The sequence below is a fragment of the Achromobacter sp. 2789STDY5608615 genome, assembly GCF_001298995.1.
In the GTDB taxonomy this organism is placed as follows: domain Bacteria; phylum Pseudomonadota; class Gammaproteobacteria; order Burkholderiales; family Burkholderiaceae_B; genus Achromobacter; species Achromobacter insuavis.
Window position 1 is genome coordinate 206715 of sequence record NZ_CYTY01000004.1, and the last position, 24742, is coordinate 231456.

Annotated in this window: 32 protein-coding genes and 1 pseudogene; 10 read left to right on the plus strand and 23 right to left on the minus strand. The window is 65.3% G+C overall.

The window, feature by feature from the left end:
• Positions 1–107: 107 nt before the first annotated feature.
• A complete protein-coding gene (gene dsbD, locus AOZ49_RS05250) occupies positions 108–1949 on the minus strand; it encodes a protein-disulfide reductase DsbD (protein WP_054474539.1) in 1842 nt (613 codons plus the stop codon).
• A gap of 32 nt (positions 1950–1981) precedes the next feature.
• Positions 1982–2329: a divalent-cation tolerance protein CutA gene (cutA, locus tag AOZ49_RS05255; RefSeq protein ID WP_054430893.1), complete on the minus strand. Its 348-nt coding sequence runs from the start codon at positions 2327–2329 to the stop codon at positions 1982–1984.
• A 119-nt stretch (positions 2330–2448) separates the two neighbouring features.
• On the opposite strand from cutA, the pseudogene AOZ49_RS05260 reads away from it, so the two are divergent.
• Positions 2449–2880: pseudogene (locus AOZ49_RS05260) on the plus strand (HIT family protein); the annotation flags it as partial.
• 109 nt (positions 2881–2989) lie between these two features.
• On the opposite strand, the gene rplQ reads toward AOZ49_RS05260, so the two are convergent.
• The 19 genes from rplQ to AOZ49_RS05350 all read right to left on the minus strand — a co-directional run bounded on the left by rplQ (position 2990) and on the right by AOZ49_RS05350 (position 13151).
• Entirely contained in the window at positions 2990–3382 is a 393-nt protein-coding gene (gene rplQ, locus AOZ49_RS05265; protein ID WP_006389635.1) for a 50S ribosomal protein L17, read from the minus strand.
• A 187-nt stretch (positions 3383–3569) separates the two neighbouring features.
• Positions 3570–4556 (minus strand): DNA-directed RNA polymerase subunit alpha, encoded by a 987-nt coding sequence (gene rpoA / locus AOZ49_RS05270; RefSeq protein WP_006216514.1) that lies wholly within the window; start codon positions 4554–4556, stop codon positions 3570–3572.
• 213 nt (positions 4557–4769) lie between these two features.
• Entirely contained in the window at positions 4770–5393 is a 624-nt protein-coding gene (gene rpsD / locus AOZ49_RS05275; RefSeq protein ID WP_006389633.1) for a 30S ribosomal protein S4, read from the minus strand.
• Between the two features lie 11 nt (positions 5394–5404).
• Entirely contained in the window at positions 5405–5806 is a 402-nt protein-coding gene (gene rpsK / locus AOZ49_RS05280) for a 30S ribosomal protein S11 (protein WP_006216516.1), read from the minus strand.
• 15 nt (positions 5807–5821) lie between these two features.
• A complete protein-coding gene (rpsM, locus tag AOZ49_RS05285) occupies positions 5822–6187 on the minus strand; it encodes a 30S ribosomal protein S13 (protein WP_006389632.1) in 366 nt (121 codons plus the stop codon).
• Positions 6188–6230: 43 nt separating this feature from the next.
• Positions 6231–6344, minus strand: coding sequence for a 50S ribosomal protein L36 (gene rpmJ / locus AOZ49_RS31635; RefSeq protein WP_082380330.1), 114 nt, complete (start codon positions 6342–6344; stop codon positions 6231–6233).
• Positions 6345–6378: 34 nt separating this feature from the next.
• Positions 6379–6597, minus strand: a complete 219-nt coding sequence (gene infA / locus AOZ49_RS05290) for a translation initiation factor IF-1 (protein ID WP_003806927.1) — start codon at positions 6595–6597, stop codon at positions 6379–6381.
• A gap of 7 nt (positions 6598–6604) precedes the next feature.
• Positions 6605–7930, minus strand: coding sequence for a preprotein translocase subunit SecY (secY, locus tag AOZ49_RS05295; RefSeq protein WP_006389630.1), 1326 nt, complete (start codon positions 7928–7930; stop codon positions 6605–6607).
• A gap of 14 nt (positions 7931–7944) precedes the next feature.
• Positions 7945–8385 carry a 50S ribosomal protein L15 gene (rplO, locus tag AOZ49_RS05300; RefSeq protein ID WP_006389629.1) on the minus strand — a complete coding sequence of 147 codons (441 nt, stop codon included), beginning with the start codon at positions 8383–8385 and terminating at the stop codon, positions 7945–7947.
• A gap of 9 nt (positions 8386–8394) precedes the next feature.
• Positions 8395–8580 (minus strand): 50S ribosomal protein L30, encoded by a 186-nt coding sequence (rpmD, locus tag AOZ49_RS05305; protein ID WP_006216520.1) that lies wholly within the window; start codon positions 8578–8580, stop codon positions 8395–8397.
• A gap of 3 nt (positions 8581–8583) precedes the next feature.
• Positions 8584–9105, minus strand: a complete 522-nt coding sequence (rpsE, locus tag AOZ49_RS05310) for a 30S ribosomal protein S5 (RefSeq protein ID WP_006389628.1) — start codon at positions 9103–9105, stop codon at positions 8584–8586.
• 15 nt (positions 9106–9120) lie between these two features.
• Positions 9121–9486 (minus strand): 50S ribosomal protein L18, encoded by a 366-nt coding sequence (gene rplR, locus AOZ49_RS05315; RefSeq protein WP_006389627.1) that lies wholly within the window; start codon positions 9484–9486, stop codon positions 9121–9123.
• Between the two features lie 21 nt (positions 9487–9507).
• Positions 9508–10041, minus strand: coding sequence for a 50S ribosomal protein L6 (gene rplF / locus AOZ49_RS05320; protein ID WP_006392028.1), 534 nt, complete (start codon positions 10039–10041; stop codon positions 9508–9510).
• A gap of 12 nt (positions 10042–10053) precedes the next feature.
• Complete coding sequence (rpsH, locus tag AOZ49_RS05325) at positions 10054–10449, minus strand: 30S ribosomal protein S8 (protein WP_006392029.1); 396 nt, start codon at positions 10447–10449, stop codon at positions 10054–10056.
• 10 nt (positions 10450–10459) lie between these two features.
• Positions 10460–10765, minus strand: a complete 306-nt coding sequence (gene rpsN, locus AOZ49_RS05330) for a 30S ribosomal protein S14 (protein WP_006227037.1) — start codon at positions 10763–10765, stop codon at positions 10460–10462.
• 12 nt (positions 10766–10777) lie between these two features.
• Positions 10778–11317: a 50S ribosomal protein L5 gene (gene rplE, locus AOZ49_RS05335; RefSeq protein ID WP_006389624.1), complete on the minus strand. Its 540-nt coding sequence runs from the start codon at positions 11315–11317 to the stop codon at positions 10778–10780.
• A gap of 12 nt (positions 11318–11329) precedes the next feature.
• On the minus strand, positions 11330–11650 hold the full coding sequence (rplX, locus tag AOZ49_RS05340) for a 50S ribosomal protein L24 (RefSeq protein WP_006389623.1): 321 nt from the start codon (positions 11648–11650) through the stop codon (positions 11330–11332).
• Positions 11651–11661: 11 nt separating this feature from the next.
• Entirely contained in the window at positions 11662–12030 is a 369-nt protein-coding gene (rplN, locus tag AOZ49_RS05345) for a 50S ribosomal protein L14 (RefSeq protein WP_006216531.1), read from the minus strand.
• 356 nt (positions 12031–12386) lie between these two features.
• Entirely contained in the window at positions 12387–13151 is a 765-nt protein-coding gene (locus AOZ49_RS05350; protein WP_054430894.1) for an aspartyl/asparaginyl beta-hydroxylase domain-containing protein, read from the minus strand.
• A 186-nt stretch (positions 13152–13337) separates the two neighbouring features.
• Here AOZ49_RS05350 and AOZ49_RS05355 point away from each other — a divergent pair, with 186 nt between their 5' ends.
• The 3 genes from AOZ49_RS05355 (at position 13338) to AOZ49_RS05360 (ending at position 17117) form a co-directional block, all read left to right on the plus strand.
• On the plus strand, positions 13338–14765 hold the full coding sequence (locus tag AOZ49_RS05355; protein ID WP_006389621.1) for an NAD-dependent succinate-semialdehyde dehydrogenase: 1428 nt from the start codon (positions 13338–13340) through the stop codon (positions 14763–14765).
• Positions 14766–14965: 200 nt separating this feature from the next.
• Complete coding sequence (locus AOZ49_RS33335) at positions 14966–15439, plus strand: hypothetical protein (protein ID WP_231690245.1); 474 nt, start codon at positions 14966–14968, stop codon at positions 15437–15439.
• Entirely contained in the window at positions 15402–17117 is a 1716-nt protein-coding gene (locus tag AOZ49_RS05360) for a metallophosphoesterase (protein ID WP_231690246.1), read from the plus strand. The genes AOZ49_RS33335 and AOZ49_RS05360 overlap by 38 nt, the downstream gene beginning before the upstream one ends.
• 72 nt (positions 17118–17189) lie before the next feature.
• Here AOZ49_RS05360 and AOZ49_RS05365 read toward each other — a convergent pair whose 3' ends face one another.
• Positions 17190–18152, minus strand: coding sequence for an AraC-like ligand-binding domain-containing protein (locus tag AOZ49_RS05365; protein ID WP_054474540.1), 963 nt, complete (start codon positions 18150–18152; stop codon positions 17190–17192).
• 165 nt (positions 18153–18317) lie between these two features.
• Between AOZ49_RS05365 and AOZ49_RS05370 the strand changes: the two genes are divergently transcribed.
• From AOZ49_RS05370 to AOZ49_RS05395, 6 genes are read left to right on the plus strand one after another with little or no spacing between them, the layout of a single operon-like run.
• Positions 18318–19214, plus strand: coding sequence for an alpha/beta fold hydrolase (locus AOZ49_RS05370; RefSeq protein ID WP_054474541.1), 897 nt, complete (start codon positions 18318–18320; stop codon positions 19212–19214).
• Positions 19215–19228: 14 nt separating this feature from the next.
• A complete protein-coding gene (locus tag AOZ49_RS05375; protein ID WP_054430898.1) occupies positions 19229–20401 on the plus strand; it encodes a substrate-binding domain-containing protein in 1173 nt (390 codons plus the stop codon).
• A 12-nt stretch (positions 20402–20413) separates the two neighbouring features.
• Positions 20414–21184, plus strand: a complete 771-nt coding sequence (locus tag AOZ49_RS05380; RefSeq protein WP_054474542.1) for an ABC transporter ATP-binding protein — start codon at positions 20414–20416, stop codon at positions 21182–21184.
• Positions 21181–21933, plus strand: a complete 753-nt coding sequence (locus AOZ49_RS05385; protein ID WP_054430900.1) for an ABC transporter ATP-binding protein — start codon at positions 21181–21183, stop codon at positions 21931–21933. The genes AOZ49_RS05380 and AOZ49_RS05385 overlap by 4 nt, the downstream gene beginning before the upstream one ends.
• Entirely contained in the window at positions 21930–22940 is a 1011-nt protein-coding gene (locus tag AOZ49_RS05390; RefSeq protein ID WP_054430903.1) for a branched-chain amino acid ABC transporter permease, read from the plus strand. The genes AOZ49_RS05385 and AOZ49_RS05390 overlap by 4 nt, the downstream gene beginning before the upstream one ends.
• A gap of 11 nt (positions 22941–22951) precedes the next feature.
• The gene (locus AOZ49_RS05395) at positions 22952–24019 is read left to right on the plus strand and encodes a branched-chain amino acid ABC transporter permease (RefSeq protein ID WP_054474543.1); all 1068 of its coding nucleotides are present in this window, start codon (positions 22952–22954) and stop codon (positions 24017–24019) included.
• A 75-nt stretch (positions 24020–24094) separates the two neighbouring features.
• Here AOZ49_RS05395 and AOZ49_RS05400 read toward each other — a convergent pair whose 3' ends face one another.
• Positions 24095–24640, minus strand: a complete 546-nt coding sequence (locus AOZ49_RS05400; protein ID WP_231690247.1) for a hypothetical protein — start codon at positions 24638–24640, stop codon at positions 24095–24097.
• Positions 24641–24742: the final 102 nt, after the last annotated feature.

Below are 24742 nucleotides of genomic sequence, written 5' to 3' on the forward strand. Positions count from 1 at the left end.
GCGGTCCTGGCTTGCATCGACTGTCGGAGACGTCACGGGCGCCGGCCTGAGGGAGTGGAGGCGCCGCCCACGCGGCGCGAGCCCTCATGGTAGCGGCCGGCCGCCGCTCAGCGCAATAGCACGCGGTCCAGCGACTCGGTGAAACGCTTGGCGTCCTGGAAGCCCACCACGCGGGCCTCCGGCAGTTCCTTGCCACCGGGTTCGAAGAACATGATCCCCGGCGGGCCGAACAGGCGGAAGCGCTTGAGCAGCGCGCGATCGTCGGCATTGTTGGCGGTCACGTCGGCCTGCACCAGCAGCATGCCGGCCATGCGTTGCGCCACGCCCGGATCGGTGAAGGTGAAACGCTCCATCTCGCGGCACGACACGCACCAGTCGGCGTAGAAGTCCAGCATCACCGGCTGCTGGCTCTGCGCCAGCAGCGCATCCAGTTCGGCGTTGTTGCGCACCCGCTTGAACTGCACTTCGCCGGCATGCGCCGCGGCGCCGGCCGCGGCCGGGCCGCCGGAAGCGAAGTGCGACAGCGGCTGCAGCACGTCGCGGCCGCCGCTGGCCGCGCCGATCAGCCACGCGGCGGCGGCCAGGGCCAGCAACAGGCCGATGCCCTTGCCGAACATGCGCGCCGAGCCGGCGCCGGCCGGCAGCGCGTCGAACGCGCGCAGCATCACCGCGCCGACGATCGCCAGGAAGGCCCAGCCGGTCATCTGCACCCAGGTCGGCACCACCGGAATCAGCATCCACCAGGCGGTCGCCAGCAGCAGCATGCCGAACAGCCGCTTGACGCCATCCATCCACGGCCCCGCCTTGGGCAGCAGCGCGCCCGACGAGGCGCCGACGATCAGCAGCGGCACGCCCATGCCCCATGCCATCGCGAACAGGGCCGAGCCGCCCAGCACCACGTCGCCGGTCTGCGAGATATACAGCAGCGCGCCCGCCAGCGGCGCGGCCACGCACGGCCCGACGATCAGCGCCGACAGCGCGCCCATCAGCAAGGCGCCGGTATAGCGGCCGCCGGGAATGCGCGACGAGCGCTCGGCCAGCCGCGCCTGGATGCCGGACGGCATCTGGAAGGTGAAGGCATCGAACATCGCCAGCGCCAGCACCGCCAGCAGGATCGCGAACAGCGTCAGGATCCACGGCGTCTGCAGCCACGCGGCCAGGCCCGCGCCGCTCAGGCCGGCGGCCACGCCCAGCGCGGTGTAGACCACCGACATGCCCAGCACGTAGGTCGCCGCCAGCGCCAGGCCGCGGCCGCGCGTCGGACGTTCCTGGCTGGCGCCGCCCAGCACGATCGAGGACAGGATGGGAATCATGGGCAGCACGCAGGGCGTGAACGCCAGCAGCAGGCCCAGCACCAGGAACACGCCGGCCGTCTTGATCCAGCCCAGCCCACCCAGGGCATCGGCCAGGCCGGTGTCGCCCGCGTTCACCAGCGCGCTCAGGCCACCGCCCGAAGCCGCCGGCGCGGCCGAGGCGCCGCCGCTGCCCGCCAGCGCGTAGCCGCCCGCCACCGGCGTCAGCTTCACGCTGCTGTCCATCGGCGGATAGCACAGGCCGGCATCGGCGCAGCCCTGGCCGGTCAGCGTCAGCGTGAACGGCTGGCCGCCAGGCGTCACCGGCACGCGGATCACCACGTCCTGGTGATAGACCTCCATGTCCTTCTCGAAGGTCGGGTCGTATTTGACGTCGCCCTTGGGATAGACCGGCTCGCCCAGCGTGGCCGCGCCCAGCGGGCTGATGCTGATGCCGAAGCGCTCGCGGTACATGTAGTAGCCCGGCGCCACGCGGAAACGCAGCTCGACGGTATCGGGCGTGGCCATCGCCGCGCTGAAGACGAAGGCTTTTTCGGGCTCGAGGAACTCGGCCTCGGCGCGCGCCGGCGCGTTCCAGGCCAGCCACAGCATGGCCACGGCCAGCAGCGCCAGCAGCTTGGGGAAAAAGGCACGCATCGGTGCGCCGGTTCGGACCGCGGGTTGCAACATCAGTCTCTCTTGTTCTGCACGACGGCCGTTTGCTGGCGCACCCAGTCGAGATAGGGCGCAGCGCCGCCGATGACCGGCAGCACGATGATTTCGGGCACGTCGTAGGGATGCATCTGCGCCAGGGCCTGGACCACGGCCTGGTGGCGCGCGTAGGTGGTCTTGATGTGGATGGGGATTTCCTCGGCCCCTTCCACCTCGCCTTGCCACTGGTAGATGGACAGGCCCGGCGCGCCAAGGTTCACGCAGGCGGCCAGGCCATCCTCGACCAGCACGTGGGCGATGCGCTTGGCCAGCAACAGGTCCGGCGCATTGCTGATGACCAGCACGACGTCGTCATCGCGCAACATGGAGCCTCCTGGGAATACCCGTGTGGGATGTAACTCGGGGTATTTTATCGGTATCGCCGCCCGCGTCCGCCGACAATCAGACCCGTGGCCATCGCGCACCCCATCCCACCGAGACAAGCATGTCCGACAACTGCCTGTTCTGCCGCATCGCCCGCCACGAGATCCCGGCCCACATCATCCACGAAGACGACCGCCTGATGGCCTTCCTGGACATCCAGCCGGTGCGCCCCGGGCACACGCTGATCATCCCCAAGCAGCACTATCCCTACTACGAGGACATGCCCGCCGACCTGGCCGGCCACATCGTCAACCTGGGGCAGAAGCTGGGGCGCCACATGAAGCGGCTTTACGGCGTGGACCGCGTCGGCTTCGCCTTCACCGGCATCCACGTGGCGCACACCCATGCGCACGTGATCCCCATGCACCATCCGCAGGACGTGACCTCGACCCAGTACATCGAGCAGCAGGACCTGACCTTCCGCATGCCGCCGCAGGCGCCCCAGGAGGCCCTGGCGGCCACCGCCGCGCAATTGCGGGGGGGAACTGCACGCCTCGTAGCGATCGGCCCGCCTGCGCCGTCTGGGCGATCCGCAAGCGTCGCGCAAAAAAACAAGGGCGGGTCCGAAGACCCGCCCTTGTCGCTTATCTAGACACCGAAACTTATTCGGCGCTGTCCTCAGCGGCCTCATCGACTTCCGGACGGTCGACCAGCTCCATGAAAGCCATGGGAGCGTTGTCGCCTTGACGGAAACCCATCTTCAGCACGCGGGTGTAGCCGCCGTTGCGGGCCGCGTAGCGCGGGCCGATTTCGGCGAACAGCTTCACCACGGCGTCGCGATCGCGCAGACGGGCAAAAGCCAGACGCTTGTTCGCGAGGGTGGGTTCTTTACCCAGCGTGATCAGGGGTTCGATGACGCGGCGCAGTTCTTTCGCCTTGGGCAGCGTGGTCTTGATGGCTTCGTGGGTGATCAACGAAACGGCCATGTTGCGGAACATGGCAAGACGGTGACTGCTGGTGCGGTTGAGCTTACGCAAGCCATTACCGTGACGCATGATAAGTATCCTTTGAATCTAATGAAGGCGTTTCCGCCATCGGGTTATCCGGCTCTTCTATCAACCTGCAATCAGGCCGCGGTCCGGTGGAAAACGGTGCATTTTACGACGGTTTCGCAAACCGCCCGGCGGTGAGGCCGGGCGCCGCGGGAAACGCCCCCGCGAGAGGGGCGCCACCCTGCAAGGCTTACGGACGCTCCAGGCCCAGCGGGGGCCAGTTTTCGAGCTTCATGCCCAGCGTCAGGCCGCGTGCGGCCAGGACTTCCTTGATCTCGTTGAGCGACTTGCGACCCAGGTTCGGGGTCTTGAGCAGTTCGTTCTCGGTGCGCTGGATCAGGTCGCCGATGTAGTAGATGTTTTCGGCCTTCAGGCAGTTGGCCGAACGCACGGTCAGTTCCAGGTCGTCGACCGGACGCAGCAGCACCGGGTCGATCTGCGGCGTGCCGCGGACCGGGGCTTCGTACGAATCGCCAGCGCCTTCCAGGGCGGCGAAGACCGAGATCTGGTCCATCAGGATGCGAGCCGACTGGCGCACCGCTTCCTCGGGCGAGATGACGCCGTTGGTTTCGATGTCCAGGACCAGCTTGTCCAGGTCGGTGCGCTGTTCCACGCGGGCGCTTTCAACCGCGTAGCTGACGCGGCGGACCGGGCTGAACGAGGCGTCCAGGACGATGCGGCCGATGGTGTGGGTGCGGTCTTCCGACAGCGCGCGCACGTTGCCCGGCACGTAGCCGCGGCCCTTTTCGACCTTGATCTGCATTTCCAGCTTGCCCGCGTCCGTCAGGTTGCAGATGGCGTGGCCGGGGTTGATGATCTCGACGTCGTGCGGCAGCTCGATGTCGCTGGCCAGCACGGTGCCGGCGCCGGTCTTGCGCAGGACCAGGGTGACTTCGTCACGGTTGTGCAGCTTGAAGACCACGCCCTTCAGGTTCAGCAGGATGTCGACGACATCTTCGCGAACGCCCGGGATGGTCGAGTATTCGTGCACCACGCCCGTCATCTGGACTTCGGTCGGCGCGTAGCCGGTCATCGAAGACAGCAGGATGCGGCGCAGGGCGTTGCCCAGCGTATGGCCGTAGCCGCGCTCGAACGGCTCCATCACGATCTTGGCATGGTGGGTGCCGACCGGTTCGACTTCAATGGAGCGCGGCTTCAGGAAACCTTGAGTGGACATGTACTGTGTTCCTTTTCAATACCCTCGGCTCGTTACACCGATAAGGCTGATGGACAGGTTGAAACGTGAAACGCGGGCAGCGCAAAAAGCCGCCCGATACTTACCGCAAAGCCCGCCCCGCCGAATGGCGGAAAGCGGGCTGCTGCGAGACTTGCAAACCGGTCGCGAAACCAGCGTGCCAGCACCTTGCGAAGGAGGCGCCGGCAGGCGTGATTAACGCGAGTACAGTTCGACGACCATCGATTCGTTGATGTCGCGAGCGACGTCAGCGCGATCGGGGGCCGACTTGAACGTGCCGGTCAGCTTGGTCGTGTCGACTTCCACCCACTGGGGGATGCCGATGCTGGTGGCCAGGTCGAGCGATTCCTTGATACGGCCTTGCTTCTTGGCCTTTTCACGGATCGAGATGACGTCGCCAGCCTTGACCAGCATCGAAGCGATGTCGGCGGTGTGGCCGTTCAGCTCGATGGCGCGGTGGCTCACCAGCTGGCGAGCTTCGGCGCGGGTCGAGCCGAAGCCCATGCGGTAGACGACGTTGTCCAGGCGCGATTCCAGCAGCTGGATCAGCGTTTCGCCGGTGTTGCCACGGCGACGCTCGGCTTCAGCGAAGTACTTGCGGAATTGCTTTTCCAGCACGCCGTACATGCGCTTGAGCTTTTGCTTTTCGCGCAGCTGCAGGCCGTAGTCGGAAGTGCGGGCACCCGAAGTGCGGCCGTGTTGGCCAGGCTTGGAATCCAGCTTGCACTTGGAATCCAGCGAGCGACGGGCGCTCTTCAGGAACAGGTCAGTACCCTCGCGGCGCGAGAGCTTGCATTTGGGTCCAATATAACGTGCCATGTGGATTCCCTTTAGATACGACGACGCTTCGGCGGACGGCAGCCGTTGTGCGGAACGGGCGTGATGTCGGCGATGGACGAGATCTTGATGCCCAGCGCGTTCAGCGCGCGGACCGACGATTCACGGCCGGGGCCGGGGCCCTTGATACGCACTTCCAGCGTCTTGATGCCGTATTCCAGCGCGACACGGCCGGCCGTTTCAGCGGCGACCTGCGCGGCGAACGGGGTCGACTTACGCGAACCCTTGAAGCCAGCACCGCCCGACGTGGCCCACGACAAAGCGTTGCCCTGACGGTCGGTGATGGTGATGATGGTGTTGTTGAACGAAGCGTGAACGTGCGCGATGCCGTCCGAGACGTTCTTCTTGACCTTTTTGCGCACGCGCGAAGCGCCGCTGGTGGAAGCTTTCGCCATAATCCAGTTCCTCGATTATTTCTTCAGGGACGCAGCAGCACGACGCGGGCCCTTGCGGGTCCGGGCGTTGGTGCGAGTGCGCTGGCCGCGCACGGGCAGGCCGCGCTTGTGGCGCATGCCGCGGTAGGTTCCCAGGTCGATCAAACGCTTGATCGAGAGCTGCACTTCACGACGCAGGTCACCTTCGACCGTGAACACACCAACGTGTTCACGGACGCGTTCCAGTTCAGCGTCGCTCAGATCCTTGACCTTTTTGTCAAACGGGACGTTAGCCGCTTCGCAGATCTTGCGAGCGCGCGTACGACCGATGCCAAAAATGGCGGTCAGGCCGATCTCGGCGTGCTGATGCGGCGGAATGTTAATGCCAGCAATACGGGCCATGACTGTTCCTTGAATAAATCCGTTGCGTAGTCGCTAACCCGAGTTAGCCTTGACGCTGCTTGTGACGCGGGTCGGCGCAGATAACGCGCACCACGCCGTGACGTTTGATAACTTTGCAGTTGCGGCAGATCCGCTTAACCGATGCCATTACTTTCATGGTTGACTCCTAATTTTCCGTAATCCGGTTTCGCTCACTTGGAGCGGAAAACAATCCTGGCTCGCGTCAGGTCATAGGGCGTGAGCTCCACTGTGACCTTGTCACCCGGCAGGATCCGGATGTAATGCATACGCATCTTGCCGGAAATATGGCCCAACACCACGTGGCCGTTTTCGAGCTTGACGCGAAATGTCGCGTTCGGGAGGTTCTCAAGAACCTCGCCTTGCATCTGAATGACGTCGTCCTTGGACATCTTTTGCTTACCGCATCGGCAAACCCGCGCCCTTGAAGTTAGCCTTCTTGAGCAACGAGTCGTACTGGTGAGACATCATGTAGGCCTGGACCTGCGCCATGAAATCCATCGTCACCACCACAATAATCAACAGAGACGTACCACCGAAGTAGAAGGGGACGTTCCACCGCATCACCAAGAATTCCGGCAACAGGCACACCAACGTGATGTAGATGGCACCTGCGAGCGTCAAACGCATCAGGATCTTGTCGATGTAGCGGGCCGTCTGTTCGCCCGGACGGATGCCCGGAACAAACGCACCACTCTTCTTCAGGTTGTCCGCCGTTTCGCGGCTGTTGAACACCAGAGCCGTGTAGAAAAAGCAGAAGAAAATAATCGCGACCGAATACAGCGTGATGTAGAGCGGTTGACGAGGCGACAGGGCCGCAGCCAGGTCGCTAAGCCAGCGCATGTTCTCACTGCTGGAGAACCAGCTCGTGATCGTTGCCGGGAACAGGATGATCGACGACGCGAAGATCGGCGGAATCACCCCGGCCATGTTCAGCTTCAGCGGCAGGTGCGAGCTTTGACCACCGTAGACCTTGTTGCCGACCTGACGCTTGGCGTAGTTCACCGTGATCTTGCGCTGTCCGCGTTCCACGAACACCACAAAAGCGGTAACCAGCACCACCAGGGCCACGATGAACAGTGCCGACAGCACGGACATCGCGTTGGTGCGAACCAGGTCCAACAGTGCAGCCAGCGCCGCGGGCAGACCCGCAACGATACCTGCGAAGATCAGGATGGAAATCCCGTTACCGAGACCGCGTTCCGTGATCTGCTCACCCAGCCACATGACGAACATGGTGCCGGTGACCAGGGTCACGACGGTCGTGAAGCGAAACAGCATGCCCGGATCGATCACAAGTCCCTGCTGGGACTCAAGCGCAACCGAAATGCCCACAGCCTGCACCAGCGCCAGCACGACCGTGCCATAGCGGGTGTATTGGGTAATCTTCCGACGGCCGGCCTCGCCCTCTTTCTTGAGCGCTTCCAGCGACGGCACCACCACCGACATCAACTGCATGATGATGGATGCCGAAATGTACGGCATGATCCCCAGGGCAAAAATCGAGAAGCGCGAGAGCGCCCCGCCCGAGAACATGTTGAACAGGCCCAGGATCCCGCCCTGGTTCTGACGGAACAAGTCCGCCAGCGCGTCCGGGTTGATACCCGGAACGGGGATGTGTGTACCCAAACGGTAAACCACCAGGGCGAGCACCAGGAACACGAGGCGGCGCTTGAGGTCGCCGTACCGCGTTCCGGTTTTACCCAATGCCTGCGCGTTAGCCACTCGTCACCTCGTGATCAAGCAAGCGAGCCGCCCGCGGCTTCGATGGCGGCGCGAGCGCCGGCCGTCGCGGTAATGCCCTTGAGCACGACCTTGCGCGAGAGTTCACCCGACTTGATGACCTTGGCGTAACGAACCGCCTGGCCAATCACGCCAGCCGCCTTCAGCACTTGCACGTCGATTTCGTCGACGGGCACGGCTTGCAGGTCCGACAGACGGACTTCGGCGTACAGGTGCTGACCGAGCGGGGTGAAACCACGCTTGGGCAGGCGACGCTGCAGCGGCATTTGACCGCCTTCGAAGCCAACCTTATGGAAACCGCCCGAGCGCGACTTCTGACCCTTGTGACCACGGCCGGCGGTCTTACCCAGACCCGAACCGATGCCACGGCCGACGCGGCGCTTGGCGTGCTTGCTGCCCTCGGCGGGCTTCAGCGAATTAAGTTGCATATCCGACATGGTGATTCCTTAGGCTTCCGAGACGGAAACGAGATAATCCACCTTACGGATCATCCCACGCACCTCGGGCGTATCGACCAGCACGCGGCTGCTGTTGATACGGCCCAAGCCCAGACCGCGAACCGTGTCACGGTGCGATTGCTTGGTACCGATCACGGAGCGCACGAGGGTCACTTTGATCTGCTTCTGAGCCATGATTTACCCCAGGATCTCTTCGACGGTCTTGCCGCGCTTAGCAGCAACATCCGCCGGGGTCAGGGAGGCGCGCAGGCCGTTCAACGTGGCGCGAACCATGTTGTAGGGGTTGCTCGAGCCCAGGCTCTTGGCAACCACGTTACGCACACCCATCACTTCGAAAATAGCGCGCATCGGGCCGCCGGCGATGACGCCGGTACCTTCAGCAGCGGGCGAAATCAGCACGGTGGCGGCGCCATGCTTGCCGACCACGGTGTGGTGCAGCGTGCCGTTCTTCAGGGCCACCTTGAACATGCCGCGACGGGCCTGTTCCATAGCCTTCTGAACCGACACCGGCACTTCACGCGCCTTGCCCTTGCCCATGCCGACGCGGCCATCGCCATCGCCAACCACGGTCAGCGCGGCAAAGCTCATGGTGCGACCACCCTTGACCACTTTGCTCACGCGGTTGACCGCGATCATCTTTTCGCGGAGGCCGTCATCGTTCTCTTTTTCCGCGGCGTTCTTGCCTTGTACTTTAGCCATTTGACAGATCCTCGCTTAGAACTTCAGGCCGGCTTCACGCGCGGCGTCGGCCAGCGCTTTCACGCGGCCATGGTAACGAAAGCCCGAGCGATCGAAAGCGACCAGTTCGATACCGGCAGCCTTGGCCTTTTCGGCCACGCGCTTGCCAACCAGCGAAGCGGCGGCCTTGTTGCCACCTTGGCCGGTCTGACCAGCCAGCTGGGCGCGCACTTCGGCTTCCACCGTCGAGGCGCTGACCAGAACGCGATCGCCTTCCGGCGAAATGATATTGGCGTAGATGTGCTGGTTCGAGCGGAAAACCGAGAGGCGATGAACGCGCAGCTCGTTGATCTTCCGGCGGGTAGGAACCGCACGACGCAAACGGGAAACTTTTTTGTCCATGATTCGTCCTTGCGTGCGCCGTTATTTCTTCTTGGTTTCTTTGATGACGACGCGTTCGTCCGAGTAACGCACGCCCTTGCCCTTGTAGGGTTCGGGTTCGCGGTACGCGCGGATTTCAGCGGCCACCTGGCCGACGACTTGCTTGTTGGAGCCCTTGATGACGATTTCCGTCTGGGTGGGGCATTCGGCCTTGATACCGGCCGGCAACTTGTGCAAAACGTCGTGCGAGAAACCGAGCTGCAGCTTAACGGCGTCGCCTTGAATCGAGGCGCGGTAACCCACGCCAACCAGATTCAGCTTGCGCTCGAATCCCTTGCTCACGCCGTTGACCATGTTGGCCACCAGCGCGCGCACGGTACCCGACATGGCGTTGGCGTGGCGGGTTTCGTTGGCGGCAACAAACGTCAGCTTGCCGTTGTCCAACGCGACCGTGACGTCGCCAGTCAGGGCTTGGGTCAGGGAGCCCAGCGGGCCCTTGACGGTGATCTGATCCTGCTTGATGTCAGCTTCGACACCCTTGGGCAGGTCGACCGGATACTTAGCGATACGTGACATTCGAATTTCTCCTTAGGCCACGTAGCACAGCACTTCGCCGCCGACGCCGTTGGCGCGAGCCTTACGGTCGGTCATGACGCCGCGCGAGGTCGACACGATAGCCACGCCCAGGCCGTTCATGACCTGAGGAATGCTGGTACGGCCCTTGTAGATACGCAGACCGGGGCGCGAAACACGTTCGATGCGCTCGATGACCGGACGGCCAGCGTAGTACTTCAGGGTGATCTCGAGCTCAGGCTTGGCCTGGGTGCCCTTGATTTCAAAGCTGTCGATGTAGCCTTCGTCCTTCAGCACAGCGGCAATGGCCGCCTTCAGCTTCGAGGAGGGCATGTTCACCGTAACTTTGTCCACTTGCTGCGCATTGCGAATGCGGGTCAGCATATCGGCGATGGGATCGCTCATGCTCATATTCGTTCTCCTACCAGCTGGCCTTGGTGATGCCGGGGATTTCACCCTTCATCGCCATTTCACGCAGTTTGTGGCGCGTCAGGCCGAACTTGCGGAACACACCGCGCGGACGACCGGTGACCACGCAACGGTTACGTTGACGCGTCGGGTTGGCATTGCGCGGCAGCTGTTGCAGCTTCAGCCGAGCTTGGTAACGTTCTTCGTCGGTCTTCGACTGGTCGTCGATGATCGACTTCAACTCAGCGCGCTTGGCAGCGAACTTGTCAGCCAGCTTGGCGCGCTTGATGTCGCGATTGATGAGGGAAAGTTTAGCCACGTCATCAGCCCCTTAGTTACGGAACGGGAAGCTGAAGGCCGTCAACAGCGCCTTGGCTTCTTCGTCGGTCTTCGCGGTGGTGGTGATGCTGATGTTCAGCCCACGCAGCGCGTCGATCTTGTCGTACTCGATTTCGGGGAAAATGATCTGCTCTTTCACCCCGATGTTGTAGTTGCCACGGCCGTCGAAAGCACGACCCGAGATGCCGCGGAAGTCGCGCACGCGAGGCAGCGCAACCGCCACCAGGCGATCCAGGAATTCGTACATGCGTTGACCACGCAGCGTGACCATGCAACCGATCGGGTAGTTTTCGCGGATCTTGAAACCGGCGATAGCCTTCTTGGTCTTGGTCACGACAGGCTTTTGGCCAGCGATCTTGGTCAGGTCCGAGACAGCGTGCTCGATGACCTTCTTGTCGGCGACGGCTTCCGAGACACCCATGTTCAGGGTGATCTTGGTGATGCGCGGCACTTCCATGGCGCTCTTGTAGCCGAACTTGGCCTGCAGGTCGCCAGCGACCTTGCTCTTGTAGAAATCTTGCAAACGAGACATGTCTATCGCCCCTTACGCCTTGGCGCCGACAACGGCACCATTGGAACGGAACACGCGAACCTTGCGGCCTTCGACTTCTTGCACGCCGACGCGGTCGCCACGACCGGTAGCGGGGTTGAAGAGCGCCACATTCGAGATGTGGATCGGCATGGTCTTTTCGACGATGCCACCCGGGTTGTTGGCCATCGGGTTGGCTTTCACGTGCTTCTTGACGACGTTGACGCCTTCGACCAGAACGTGGTCGGCATCGACGCGCGCCAGCACGGTACCGCGACGCTTCTTGTCGCGGCCGGTCAGGACGATGACTTCGTCGCCTTTACGAATGTTGTTCATCGTAGGGCTCCTTACAGCACTTCCGGGGCCAGCGACACGATCTTCATGAACTTCTCGGTACGCAGTTCACGCGTAACGGGTCCGAAGATGCGGGTGCCGATGGGCTCCAGCTTGGCATTGAGCAACACGGCGGCATTGCCACCGAAACGAATCAGCGAACCGTCCTTACGGCGCACGCCCTTGGCGGTACGAACCACCACGGCATTGTAAATTTCGCCTTTCTTGACGCGTCCGCGCGGAGCCGCATCTTTGACGCTCACCTTGATGATGTCGCCGATACCGGCATAACGGCGCTTGGAGCCACCGAGCACCTTAATGCACATGACATGACGCGCACCAGTGTTATCGGCCACGTCCAGCGTGGTCTGCATTTGGATCATGATTTTTCCTGTTCCAACTTAACTGGAAATACGGTTTTCCCCAAAAAAGGGAACACTGCAATTCCTGCCAGTTTTGGTCCCGTCAGGTCAGCCGCCCTGCTTTATTGTTGGCTGGCGCATCGAGCTTTCGCATCGAACGCCATCAACTGGTGGCAACGCAACGACCCTGGGTTGAAATCCTGCGGGTATTCCCCCAACACGTTGGCCCGGCTAGTTCCTGGCCAATCGACAATCTGGGAAAGCTGACCATTCTATCCTGGTTAGATTTTGAGCGCAAGGCCTTTGTTGAGAGAGTGAGCAAATACGCGACAGTGCCTGTGGACAACTGTCTCTTTTCCACCCTCCCGGGGGTCGATTTAGTCTGACCCCGTTTTATTTCGGTAGTAGTTGCGCTCCCAGGCGTCGTGGTTGGCCTTGCCGCGCCGGATCTCGTCGGTGAACGGCGCCGCCATCAGCACCAGCCGGTTGAGCCAGCGGATCGGCGCCCGGCAGGGACGCTCGAAGTCGATGAACAGCACCGCGCGGGTGCCGTCCGTGTCGTTGTGCACCTGGTGCGGGTAGAGATCGTCGAACACCACGGCCTGGCCTTCCTTCCAGTGGTAGCGCTCGCCGCCCACCTCGATCCAGCAGCGTTCCGCAGGCTGCGGCACCAGCAGCCCCAGGTGCAGGCGCAGGACGCCGTTGTACGGGCCGGTGTGCAGGGGAATGCGCTTGCCCGGTTCGAGGATCGAATAGAACGCGGTGCGCAGGCCGGGAATCTCGCGCAGCGCCCGGGCGGTGGCTGGGCAGCGCGCCAGGTTGCGGTCCGAGCGCAGGCCGTAGCCCATGAAGACGAAGGTCTTCCACTGGTCGTCGGAGGTGATCATGCCAACATCCGGGGACAGTTCATGGAAGGACGGCAGCTGCTCGCGCTCGGCCAGCAGGGCCATCAGTTCGGCGCGGATGGCGGGCGCCTGGGCCTCGAGGCGGGCGATCCAGGGGAACTGGCTGTTCTGGAAGATCGGGTGGTCGCCCACCAGGGAGGACTGTGCGATACGGTGGCGCAACCAATCGATGAAACGGAAAAAGACGCGGGAATAGACACTGGGCTGGCTGGGCGGACGCGTATCGACGGGTTGCACAATAGTTATCTATATAGACAGCCAAAGATGCACCATTTTGTCCATGGCGCCCCCGGGGCGCAAGTACCGGCCATTGGCTCCTAGCCGGCGGCGGGGATTGGACCTCCCCGCGGCGGACAAGCTGGTTTAGACTGGCACGGGCGATTGCGATCGCTACCCACTCCTATTTCGCAAGGAAAGACAGGCATGTATGAACAGTTGGCGCTGTATATCGACGGCGAATTCGTCGCCGGCGAGGGCAGGCGCACCCAGGACGTCATCAACCCGGCCACGCTGGAAGTGCTCGGCCAGCTGCCTCACGCCACCGAAGCGGATCTGGACCGTGCGCTAGCCGCCGCCCAGCGCGCGTTCGAATCCTGGAAGAAATCGTCTCCCATGGATCGTTCGGCCATCCTGCGCAAGGTCGCCACCCTGTCGCGCGAGCGCGCCAAGGAAATCGGCCGCAACATGACGCTGGACCAGGGCAAGCCGTTGGCCGAAGCCATCGGCGAAGTCACCTCCTGCGCCGAGCACGCCGACTGGCACGCCGAGGAATGCCGCCGCATCTACGGCCGCGTGATCCCGCCGCGCAACCCCGACGTGCGCCAGATCGTGGTGCGCGAGCCGATCGGCGTCTGCGCCGCCTTCACGCCCTGGAACTTCCCCTACAACCAGGCCATCCGCAAGATCGCCGCCGCCCTCGGCGCCGGCTGCACGGTGGTGCTGAAGGGTCCGGAAGACTCGCCCAGCGCCGTCATGGCGATCGCCCGCATGTTCCACGACGCCGGCCTGCCCAAGGGCTGCCTGAACATCGTCTGGGGCGAACCGGCCAAGATTTCCGACTACCTGATCCGTTCGCCGATCGTGCGCAAGGTCTCGTTCACCGGCTCGGTGCCGGTGGGCAAGCAGCTGGCCGCGCTGGCCGGCGCGCACATGAAGCGCGTCACGATGGAACTGGGCGGCCACTCGCCGGTGCTGGTGTTCGACGACGCCGACATCGACCGCGCCGCCACCATGCTGGCCAAGTTCAAAGTCCGCAACGCCGGCCAGGTGTGCGTCTCGCCGACCCGCTTCTACGTGCAGAACGGCGCCTACGAACAGTTCCTGGCGCGCTTCTCCGACGTGCTCAAGAACATCAAGGTCGGCGACGGCCTGGAAGCCGGCACCGACATGGGCCCGCTGGCGCACGAGCGCCGCGTGCCCGCCATGAGCGCCTTCATCGACGACGCCAAGAAGCATGGCGGCAAGGTGGTGGTGGGCGGCGGCCCGCTGGACCGCAAGGGCTTCTTCTTCGCCCCCACGGTCGTGACCGACCTGCCCGACAACTCCATGCTGATGACCGAAGAGCCCTTCGGTCCGGTGGCGCCGGTGGTCCGCTTCACCGACACCGATGAAGTGCTGGCGCGCGCCAACAGCCTGCCGTTCGGCCTGTCTTCCTACGTCTTCACCAACTCGCTGCAGACCGCCACCAAGGTCTCCAACGGCCTGGAAGCCGGCATGGTCAACATCAACCACTTCGGCAGCGCGCTGGCCGAGACGCCGTTCGGCGGCATCAAGGACAGCGGCATCGGCAGCGAAGGCGGCCTCGAAACGTTCGATGGCTACCTGGTCACCAAGTTCATCACGCATATCTGATCGCTGTTGCATCAGTCCCGAAAAGCCCCGCAAGGGGCTTTTTTTTCGCCCTCGCCGCGCGATTGTTTCTCACTTTGGCGCCATTCTTTCATGTTGCTGTAATCCTGGCCGGCGAGGATTGCGCCTCACTCGCGGGCGGCACCTCCCAGGAACAGGGAAAACGCGCCTGAAGAAAAATCCGTTCCAATCAGAGAAGCACAATGCATCGATATCAGCAAAGCGCGCGCGCGCTGGGCGCGGCCGCGCTCATGGGTCTGTTGGCCGCCTGTGGTGGCGACAAGGATGACGACGACAAATCGCCGACCGCCGAAACGCCGGTGGTACAGCCGGCCGCGATCCAGGTCGCGTTCATGCCCGACATCCACTTCCACGACATCTACGCGGACTTCAAGGACGGCTCGTTCCCGGGCATCCCGAACCCCAAGCGCGGCGACAACGCCACCATCCGCACGATGTACGCGCAGCTGACGTCGACGCGCCTGTTCAACGAGAACTACTTCGCCTTCCTGGCCGCGCTGGACGACGCGGTGGCGCGCGGCGTGAAGTACATCGCCCTGCCCGGCGACTTCTCCGACGACGGCCAGCCGGTGCACATGCGCGGCCTGGTCAAGATCATGGACGAGTACACGCGCAAGCATGGCATCCAGTTCTTCGCCGCCCCCCGGCAACCATGACCCGGTGCGGCCCTTCAACCAAGCCAACGGCAAGAGCGACTACCTGGGCCTCGATCCGGTGACCGGCGACATCGGCTTCTCGCAGCCGATCTACAGCCGCGGCGGCAACGCCGCCTGCAGCACGCCCTATGCCGGCGACTGGGCGCGCGTGGGCGATACCTACTGCACCGAGGAAGTGCTGCACATGGGCTACGCGGGCATCACCGACGCCCTGACCCAGCACGGCTTCATGCCCAAGCCCGAATACCTGTACTACGAGACCCCGTACAGCAGCTACAAGTACGAGGACTACAACTACAACACCGCGTTGTCGCAGGCCAGCTGGATCAACCGCCAGTACGAGATCTGCGCGCAAGGCACCGGCGGCCCGAACAAGCCGGCCAACTACACCTTCTGCAAGATGGTGCCGGACACCTCGTACGTGGTCGAGCCGGTCAAGGGCGTGTGGCTGGTCGGCATCGACGCCAACGTCTACGTGCCGACCGGCAACGGCGCCAACGACTTCACCGGCTCGGGCGACCAGGGCTACAACAAGATGCTCACGCACAAGGCGCACGTCATCAAGTGGCTGGCCGATGTGGTGGCGCGCGGCAAGGCGCAGGGCAAGCAGGTGGTGGCGTTCAGCCATTTCCCGATGACCGAGTTCTTCAACGGCGCGTCCGATGACATCGAGGCGCTGCTGGGCGCCAACAAGATGCAGATGGTGCGCCGCCCGGCCGAGAACACCACGCGCGCGCTGGCCGACACCGGCCTGAAGGTGCACGTGGGCGGCCACATGCACTTCAACGACACCGCGTCGCGCAACTACGGCGGCGACAAGGCGCTGTTCAACATCCAGGCGCCGTCGATGGCGGCCTACGTGCCGGCATACAAGCTGATGACGATGCAGGGCGCCGACCAGATCGAGCTGCAGACCATCCGCCTGGACAAGGTGCCGCGCTTTGACGAACTGTTCGACCTGTACCGCGCCGAGCACGCCTACAACGTGCCGCCGCGCTGGGACGTGTCGATCCTGGATGCCAAGGACTACGGCGACTTCAACTACCGCTACATGAGCGAACTGGTGCGCCTGCGCCTGCTGAACGATGACTGGCGCTGCGAAATGCGCGAGCTGGTCAAGAGCCCGCTGACCGGCGCCGACCTGCTGGTGCTGTCGCAGCTGCGCACTTCGGTGACGCTGGGCGAACTGCAGAACACCGGCGACCGCGCCCAGCTGACGCCCGAGTTCTTCAACTGCCTGTACGTCGCGGGCGGCCCGACCGCCAGCAACCCGGCCTTCGCCGGCGACATGGCCGACGCCACCACCCGCGCCCGGGCGCTGGCGCAGGCCAACGGCATGCAGCTGGCCGACTTCGCCAAGTGGAAGGCGCTGGACATGGCGGGCGACTTCGTGCGCCTGGCCAACGCCGGCGACCTGGCCTACGCCGACATCCCGGCGCAGCGCGCCAGCCAGTACAAGCTGCTGGCCCAGGCCCTGAGCCAGACCAACGCCAGCATGCAGATGAACGGCGACCGGGTCAGCGACGCCAATACCCCGGCCGACATGTTCAAGGCGCGCTTCAAGCCGCTGATGGCGATCATGCTGAAGCTGGCCGATGGCCTGCCGTCCGAGCACATCCGCCTGGACCTGAAGACCAACAGCCTGGTCAACCTGTCGACCACGCCGTCGCCGTTCTGATCGAACCGCGGGCCGCCGGCCCGATGCGACAAGGCCCGCGCGAGCGGGCCTTTTTCATTGCGCGGCGCGAACCTAGCCGCGCGCGCGCCATTCGCGCGGCGACACGCCGAAGCGGCGCTTGAACAGCCGGCTGAAATGCGAGGGATGGGCGAAGCCGGCCTGGTACGCCAACTCGGCGATGCCGCGGTGGCGTTGCGCCGGGTTCAGCAGCAGTTCGCGGCAGCGCTCCAGGCGCTGGTCGAAGACGAAGCTTTCCACCGACAGGTCGCCCGCCTGGAAGATGCGGTGCAGGTAGGCCACCGACAGGCCGCAGCCCTGCGCCACCCGCTGCGGCGACAGCGCCGGGTCGGCCAGGTGCTGGCGGATGTAGGCCATGGCGCGCTGGCGATGCGCCATCGTCACGCTGCTGTCGGCTTCCGAGGCGTGGCCCTGCCCCGGCTGCACCAGGAACAGCACGATCAGGTCGATCAGCCGTTCGCCCAGCTCGGCCGCCTCGGCCGGCGACCAGCCGTCCAGCCCTTTGAAAAGGTGGTCCATGTAGCTGGCCAGCATCGCGCCGCGCGGCGACCCGTCGTCGACGCGCAGTTTGTAGAAGGGGCCGATGCGCGAATCGCGCTGCGACAGCGCGCTGCGCGGGAACGACACGCTCAGGCTGCGGTAGCCGTCGGCGCCGAGCGCGGTGGCCTGGTAAGGCAGGCTCTGGTTCATCAGGTAGACGCAGCCGGGCTCGACCTGGAACTCGCGGCCCTGCTGCACCACGGCCAGCGGCCCGGCCAGCGGCAGGCCGAAGGTGTAGAACTCCTGGTCCAGCCGCGAGGCATTGCCGGCGGTGCGCTCGATCTTCTGTCCCTGATAGTGCAGGTCGTTGAACTGCAGGCTGGCGCGCCGCACGTAGCGCACGTGACCGGCGAACTGGCCGGCCTGCTGGCCATGGTGCACCTCGAACGGCCCGAAGGCATCCGACAGGGCCGCGCGCCATTGCTCGTACCGCTCGGCGCCAGCGATGGCCGAAGTGGCGAATTCCGTGTCGGGCATGGCGCGGTCTCCTGGTTCGCGGGGGTCGGCGGGGGCTCGTGACCCTGCGTCTACATATTCTTGACTCACCCTGCCGCGGGTGGTCCGGCGCATTGTGGCCGCGCCTTGCGCAAGTCTATAGTCAGCGCCACAAGCATACAACCTGGACGACCCGGGAGGAGACGCATGGCCAACGCGCCCGCACAGGCCGCTCGCCACACGCCGGCTTCGCGCTATCTGCGCTGCGAAGGCCGCGAGCTGCATTACACCGAATGGGGCCGTCCGGACGCCCCCGCGCTCATCATGTGGCACGGCCTGGCCCGGACCGGCCGCGACTTCGACGAGCTGGCGCAGGCGCTGGCCGGCGACTACCGCATCATCTGCCCCGACACGATCGGGCGCGGGCTGTCGCAATGGAGCCCCGATCCGGTGGCCGAGTACCGGCTGGACTTCTACGCGCGGCTGGCGCGCGCCCTGCTCGACGGCCTGGGGCTGGACCGGGTGCGCTGGGTCGGCACCTCGATGGGCGGCGCCACCGGCATGTACGCCGCCGCCACCACACTCAAGGACCGCATCACGCACCTGGTGGTCAACGACATCGGGCCGTCGCTGCCGCAGCCGGCCATCGACCGCATCCTGGCCTATGCCGGCAATCCGCCGGCCTTCGACACCGTCACCGAACTGGAGACCTGGCTGCGCGCCGCCTACAAGCCGTATGGCTGGCAGAGCGACGAGCAATGGCGCCGCATGGCCGAGACCTCGGTGCGCCGCCTGCCCGACGGCCGCGTCACGGCGCATTACGATCCGGCCATCGTCGGTCAGTTCCACCACCACCCCGCGGACTATGAACGCTGGGCCGAATACGACAGCCTGCGCATGCCGCTGCTGCTGCTGCGCGGCGCCGATTCCGATCTGCTGCTGCCCGAGGTCGCCGAGGCCATGACCCGCCGCGGCCCGCGCGCGCAGCGCATCGACTTCCCGGACTGCGGCCATGCGCCGGCCTTGAACGTCGCGCCGCAGATCGACGCCGTCCGCCAATTTCTCGCCACGCCGGCCGCCGACGCAGCCGCCGGCGCCCTCTGAACAAGGAGACTCCCATGAAACGCATCCTGCTCGCCGCGCTGGCCGGCCTGTGCCTGAGTTCGGCCGCCATGGCCAAGGACTTCGTCGTGGCGCACGTCTACGACAAGACCGGGCCGCTGGAGGCCTATGCCAAGCAGACCCACAACGGCCTGATGCTGGGCCTGGAATACGCCACGCAGGGCACCATGACGGTGGCCGGACGCAAGATCCGCGTGATCGAGAAGGACAACCAGGGCAAGCCCGACGTCGCCCGCGCCCAGCTCGCCTCGGCCTACGCCGATGACAACGCCGACATCGCGGTGGGGCCGACCTCGTCGGGCGTGGCGCTGGCCATGCTGCCGATCGCCGAGGAATACGAGAAGATCCTGCTGGTGGAGCCGGCGGTGGCCGACTCGATCACCGGCGACAAGTGGAACAAGTACATCTTCCGCACCGGCCGCAATTCGTCGCAGGACGCCATCGCCAACGCCGTCGCCTTCGACCAGCCGGATACGTCCATCGCCATGCTGGCGCAGGACTACGCGTTCGGCCGCGACGGCGTCAAGGCCTTCAAGGGCGCGCTCAAGCAGGCCAAGATCGTGCACGAGGAATACCTGCCGGCCAACGCCACCGACTTCACCGCCGGCGCGCAACGCCTGTTCGACGCGCTCAAGGACAAGCCGGGCCGCAAGATCATCTTCATCCTGTGGGCCGGCGCCGGCAATCCATTCAAGATCGCCGATCTCGACCCCAAGCGCTTCGGCATCGAGATCGCCACCGGCGGCAACACGCTGGCCGCGATGACGCCGCTCAAGTCGCTGGCCGGCATGGAAGGCGCGACCTATTACTACTACGGCATCCCCAAGAACCCGATCAACGACTGGCTGGTGGCCGAGCACCAGAAGCGCTACGGCCAGCCGCCGGACTTCTTCACCGCCGGCGGCATGTCGGCCGCCATCGCCATCGTGACGGCGCTGAACAAGAGCGCCGGCAAGAGCGACACCGACACGCTCATCAAGACGATGGAAGGCATGAGCTTCGACACGCCCAAGGGCAAGATGACCTTCCGCCCGGAAGACCACCAGGCCATGCAGTCGATGTACCACTTCCGCATCAAGAACGACGCCTCGGTGCCGTGGGCGGTGCAGGATCTGGTCAAGGAAATCACGCCCGACCAGATGGCGGTGCCGATCCAGAACAAACGCTGAGCCCTGCCCTTCATGCTGGAAACCCAATCGCTCACGATCCGCTTCGGCGGCCACGTGGCCGTCAACGCGGTGAGCTGCCGCTTCGCGCCGGGCAGCCTGACGGCCATCGTCGGGCCCAACGGCGCGGGCAAGACCACCTATTTCAACCTGATCTCGGGGCAGCTGCGCGCCAGCGCCGGTTCGGTGCACCTGAACGGCCGCGACCTGACCGGCCTGTCGGCGCCGGCGCGCATGCATGCCGGCCTGGGGCGCGCCTTCCAGCTGACGCAGCTGTTCCCGCGCCTGTCGGTGCGCGAGAACGTGCGGCTGGCGCTGCAGTCGCGCCAGCAGGGTCTGGGCTGGCGCCAGATCCGCTTCTGGCGCACCTGGGACGATGACCCGGCGCTGCTGGCGCGCGCCGACGCGCTGCTCGAACGCACCCGCCTGACGGCCCGCCGCGACCAGGCCGCGGCCGACCTGCCGCACGGCGACCAGCGCAAGCTCGAGATCGCCATGCTGATCGCGCTGGAGCCGCAGGTGTTCATGTTCGACGAGCCCACCGCCGGCATGAGCGTGGATGACGTGCCCGTGGTGCTGGACCTGATCCGCGAGATCAAGGCCGACGCGTCCAAGACGATCCTGCTGGTGGAGCACAAGATGGACGTGGTGCGCGAACTGGCGGACCGCATCGTGGTGCTGCACAACGGCGAATTGATGGCCGACGGCGAGCCCGCCGAGGTGATCGCCTCGCCGATCGTGCAGCAGGCCTACCTGGGCGCCGCCCTGCCGGAGAAGACGACATGAGCGCGGCCACCTTGCTGGAACTGAAGGACGTGCACACGCACATCGGCGCGTATCACATCCTGCACGGCGTGGACCTGTCGGTGCCGGCCGCGGGCGTCACCATGCTGCTGGGCCGCAACGGCGCCGGCAAGACCACCACGCTGCGCACCATCATGGGCCTGTGGAAGGCCACGCAGGGCCACATCGGCTTTGACGGCGCCGCGGTCGGCGGCCCGGGCGTGCGCACCTCGCCGCCCGACATGGCGCGCCAGGGCATCGCCTACGTGCCGGAGAACATGGGCATCTTCGCCGACCTGTCGGTGAAAGAGAACATCCTGCTGGCCGCGCGCCAGGCGCGCAGCGCCGCGCAGCTGGACACCGCGCGGCTGGAATGGATCTTCGGCTTCTTCCCCGCGCTGCGCAAATTCTGGCTATACCCCGCCGGCAAGCTGTCAGGCGGCCAGAAGCAGATGCTGGCGGTCGCGCGCGCCATCATCGAGCCGCGCCGCCTGCTGCTGGTCGACGAGCCCAGCAAGGGCCTGGCGCCCGCCATCATCCAGAACATGATCGACGCCTTCATCGAACTCAAGCAGGCCTCCACCACCATCCTGCTGGTGGAGCAGAACTTCAATTTCGCGCGCCAGGTGGGCGACCACGTCGCGGTCATGGACAACGGCCGGGTGGTGCACGCCGGCGGCATGGCCGAGCTGGCGCACGACGACGCGCTGCAGACCCGCCTGCTGGGCCTGTCGCTGGGAGCGCACCAATGAGCGCCGCCGATATCGATACGCCGCTGCCGCAGACCCGCGCCGATCTGCGCCCGGCGCTGCTGGTGCTGGCGCTGGCCGCCATCGCGCTGCCGCTGGTCGGCTCGTTCTCGACCTGGGTGACGCTGACCTTCGCCGGCCTGGCGATGGGCATGATCATCTTCATCGTGGCCTCCGGCATGACGCTGGTGTTCGGCCTGATGGACGTGCTGAACTTCGGCCACGGCCTGTTCATCGCCATCGGCGCCTACATGGCGGCCACGGTGCTCGGCGCGATGTCCGACTGGACCCAGACCGGCAGCCTGTGGCTGAACCTGGCCGCGGTGCTGCCCGCCATGATCGTCGGCATGCTGGTGGCCGGCGCGGTGGGCGTGGCGTTCGAGCGCGTGATCGTGCGGCCGGTCTATGGCCAGCACCTCAAGCAGATCCTCATCACCATGGGCGGCATGATCATCGGCGAAGAGATCATCAAGATGCTGTGGGGTCCGCAGACGCTGTCGCTGCCCCTGCCCGAGGCGTTGCGCGGCGCGCTGCTGGTCGGCGACGCCGCCATCGAGAAATTCCGCATCGTCGCGCTGGTGGTGGGCCTGGCGGTGCTGGGCGGCATGCTGTGGCTGCTGAACCGCACCAAGCTCGGCCTGCTGATCCGCGCCGGGGTCGAGGACCGCGAGATGGTCGAGAGCCTGGGCTACCGCATCCGCCATCTGTTCGTCGGCGTGTTCGTGGCCGGCTCGATGCTGGCCGGCCTGGGCGGCGTGCTGTGGGGGCTGTACCAGCAATCCATCGTGCCGCAGCTGGGCGCGCAGGTGAACGTGCTGATCTTCATCGTCATCATGATCGGCGGACTGGGCTCGACGGTGGGCTGCCTGATCGGCGCGCTGCTGGTCGGGCTGATGGCCAACTACACCGGCTTCCTGATGCCCAAGGCCGCGCTGTTCTCGAACATCGCGCTGATGGTCGCCATCCTGCTGTGGCGCCCGCAGGGCGTGTATCCGGTCACGAATCGCTAGGAATCGCCCTTATGTCCTTCCGCCTGCTTTCCGGCGATCCTCCGCGCAGCACGCTGCTGGCGGTCATGCTGGTCGCCATCGTCATCGCGCTGGCCGCCGCGCCGTTCCTGTTTCCCGGCCCCAAGTCGCTGGCCGTGGCGGCCAAAATCCTGGTGTTCGTGATCCTGGTCGCCAGCTATGACCTGCTGCTGGGCTACACCGGCATCGTCAGCTTCGCCCACACCATGTTCTTCGGCATCGGCGCCTATGGCGTGGCGATCGCCAGCCTGCGCATGGACGCCAGCTGGCTGTCGGTGCTGGCGGGGACGGCCGCGGGACTGGTCGTGTCGCTGGTGTTCGCGCTGGTGATCGGCCTGGCCAGCCTGCGCGTGCGCGCTATCTTCTACGCCATGATCACGCTGGCGGTCGCGGCGGCGTTCCAGACGCTGGTGTCGCAGCTGTCCGACCTGACCGGCGGCGAGGACGGCCTGAACTTCAAGGTGCCGCAGATGCTGCGCCCGGCCTACCGGCCGTTCGCCGAGCCGCTGTTCGGCGTGACCATCGACGGCCGCATCATCACCTACTACCTGATCGCCGCGGTCTGCGTGGGGCTGTTCCTGATGCTGCTGCGCATCGTCAATTCGCCGTTCGGCCGGGTGCTGCAGGCGATCCGCGAGAATCCGTTCCGCGCCGAGGCCATCGGCTACCGCACGGTGCTGTACCGCAGCCTGTCGAACCTGCTGGCGGCGGCGTTCGCCACGCTGGCCGGCGCGCTGTATGCGCTCTGGCTGCGCTACAACGGCCCGGACACGTCGCTGTCGTTCGAGATCATGCTCAACATCCTGCTGATGGTGGTGATCGGCGGCATGGGCACGATGTACGGCGCGGTGATCGGCGCCAGCCTGTTCGTGTTCGCGCAGAGCTATCTGCAGGACGGACTGCACGTGATCCATGACGCCGTCGCCGGCGTGGCGCCGCTGGCGCTGCTGTTCGAGCCGGACCGCTGGCTGCTGTGGCTGGGCATCCTGTTCGTGCTGTCGGTCTACTACTTCCCGACCGGGATCGCCGGGCGCTTGCGGGAGCTGGCGCGGCGGGGCTGACCGCCCGACAGGCGTGGCGGGTTCACCGGCGGGTTCAAACGGACGGCGCGGCGCATCGCCACGCGGACAGAACGCCTAGCGTCCGCCCTGCCGCATCGTGTCGGCGTCGCGCCGCAGATCATCGACCCGACGCTGCATCGTGTCCACGCTGCGCTGGGCGGCGCCGCCCAGCTGCGAGCCCGACGGCGTCGGGGCGAGCGGCGCCATGTTCATCGGCGCGCCGTTGTTCAGGGGGATCATCGCCGGCGGATAGGGGTCGACCGCGGCCGGCTTCTGCGTCAAGAGACGCTCCAGCACCTGCAGCTGATCGCGCTGCGCCTGCAACGCGCGCTCGTTGTCCAGCACGGCCTGCTCGCCTTCATCGTCGGTGCCGAAAATGGCGGCGTGGTCGAGCGACAGGCCGTCCAGGCGCACGCGCGGGTCGGGACCGGCATTCAGGACATTGCGGCCGATCGCGGCGGGATCGGTGGCCGGCGTGATGCTGCCCGCCGGCTTTGCCGGCGTGGCGGTGGAGCCCTCGGCCGTGGCCGGCGGTTCGACCCGGCGCTGGCCCTGCCCTTGCGCCAACACGGGCATCGCGGCCAGCAACCCCAGCGCGAGCGCGTTCCTGAAACCTCGCATGATGTCCTTCGTCTCTCCCGGGCACCACGGCTTGACGCGATGATCGGCGCCAACCTGCCCCTGCCGCCGATATATTACTGCCCGCCACTGGGCCGGGCTGTC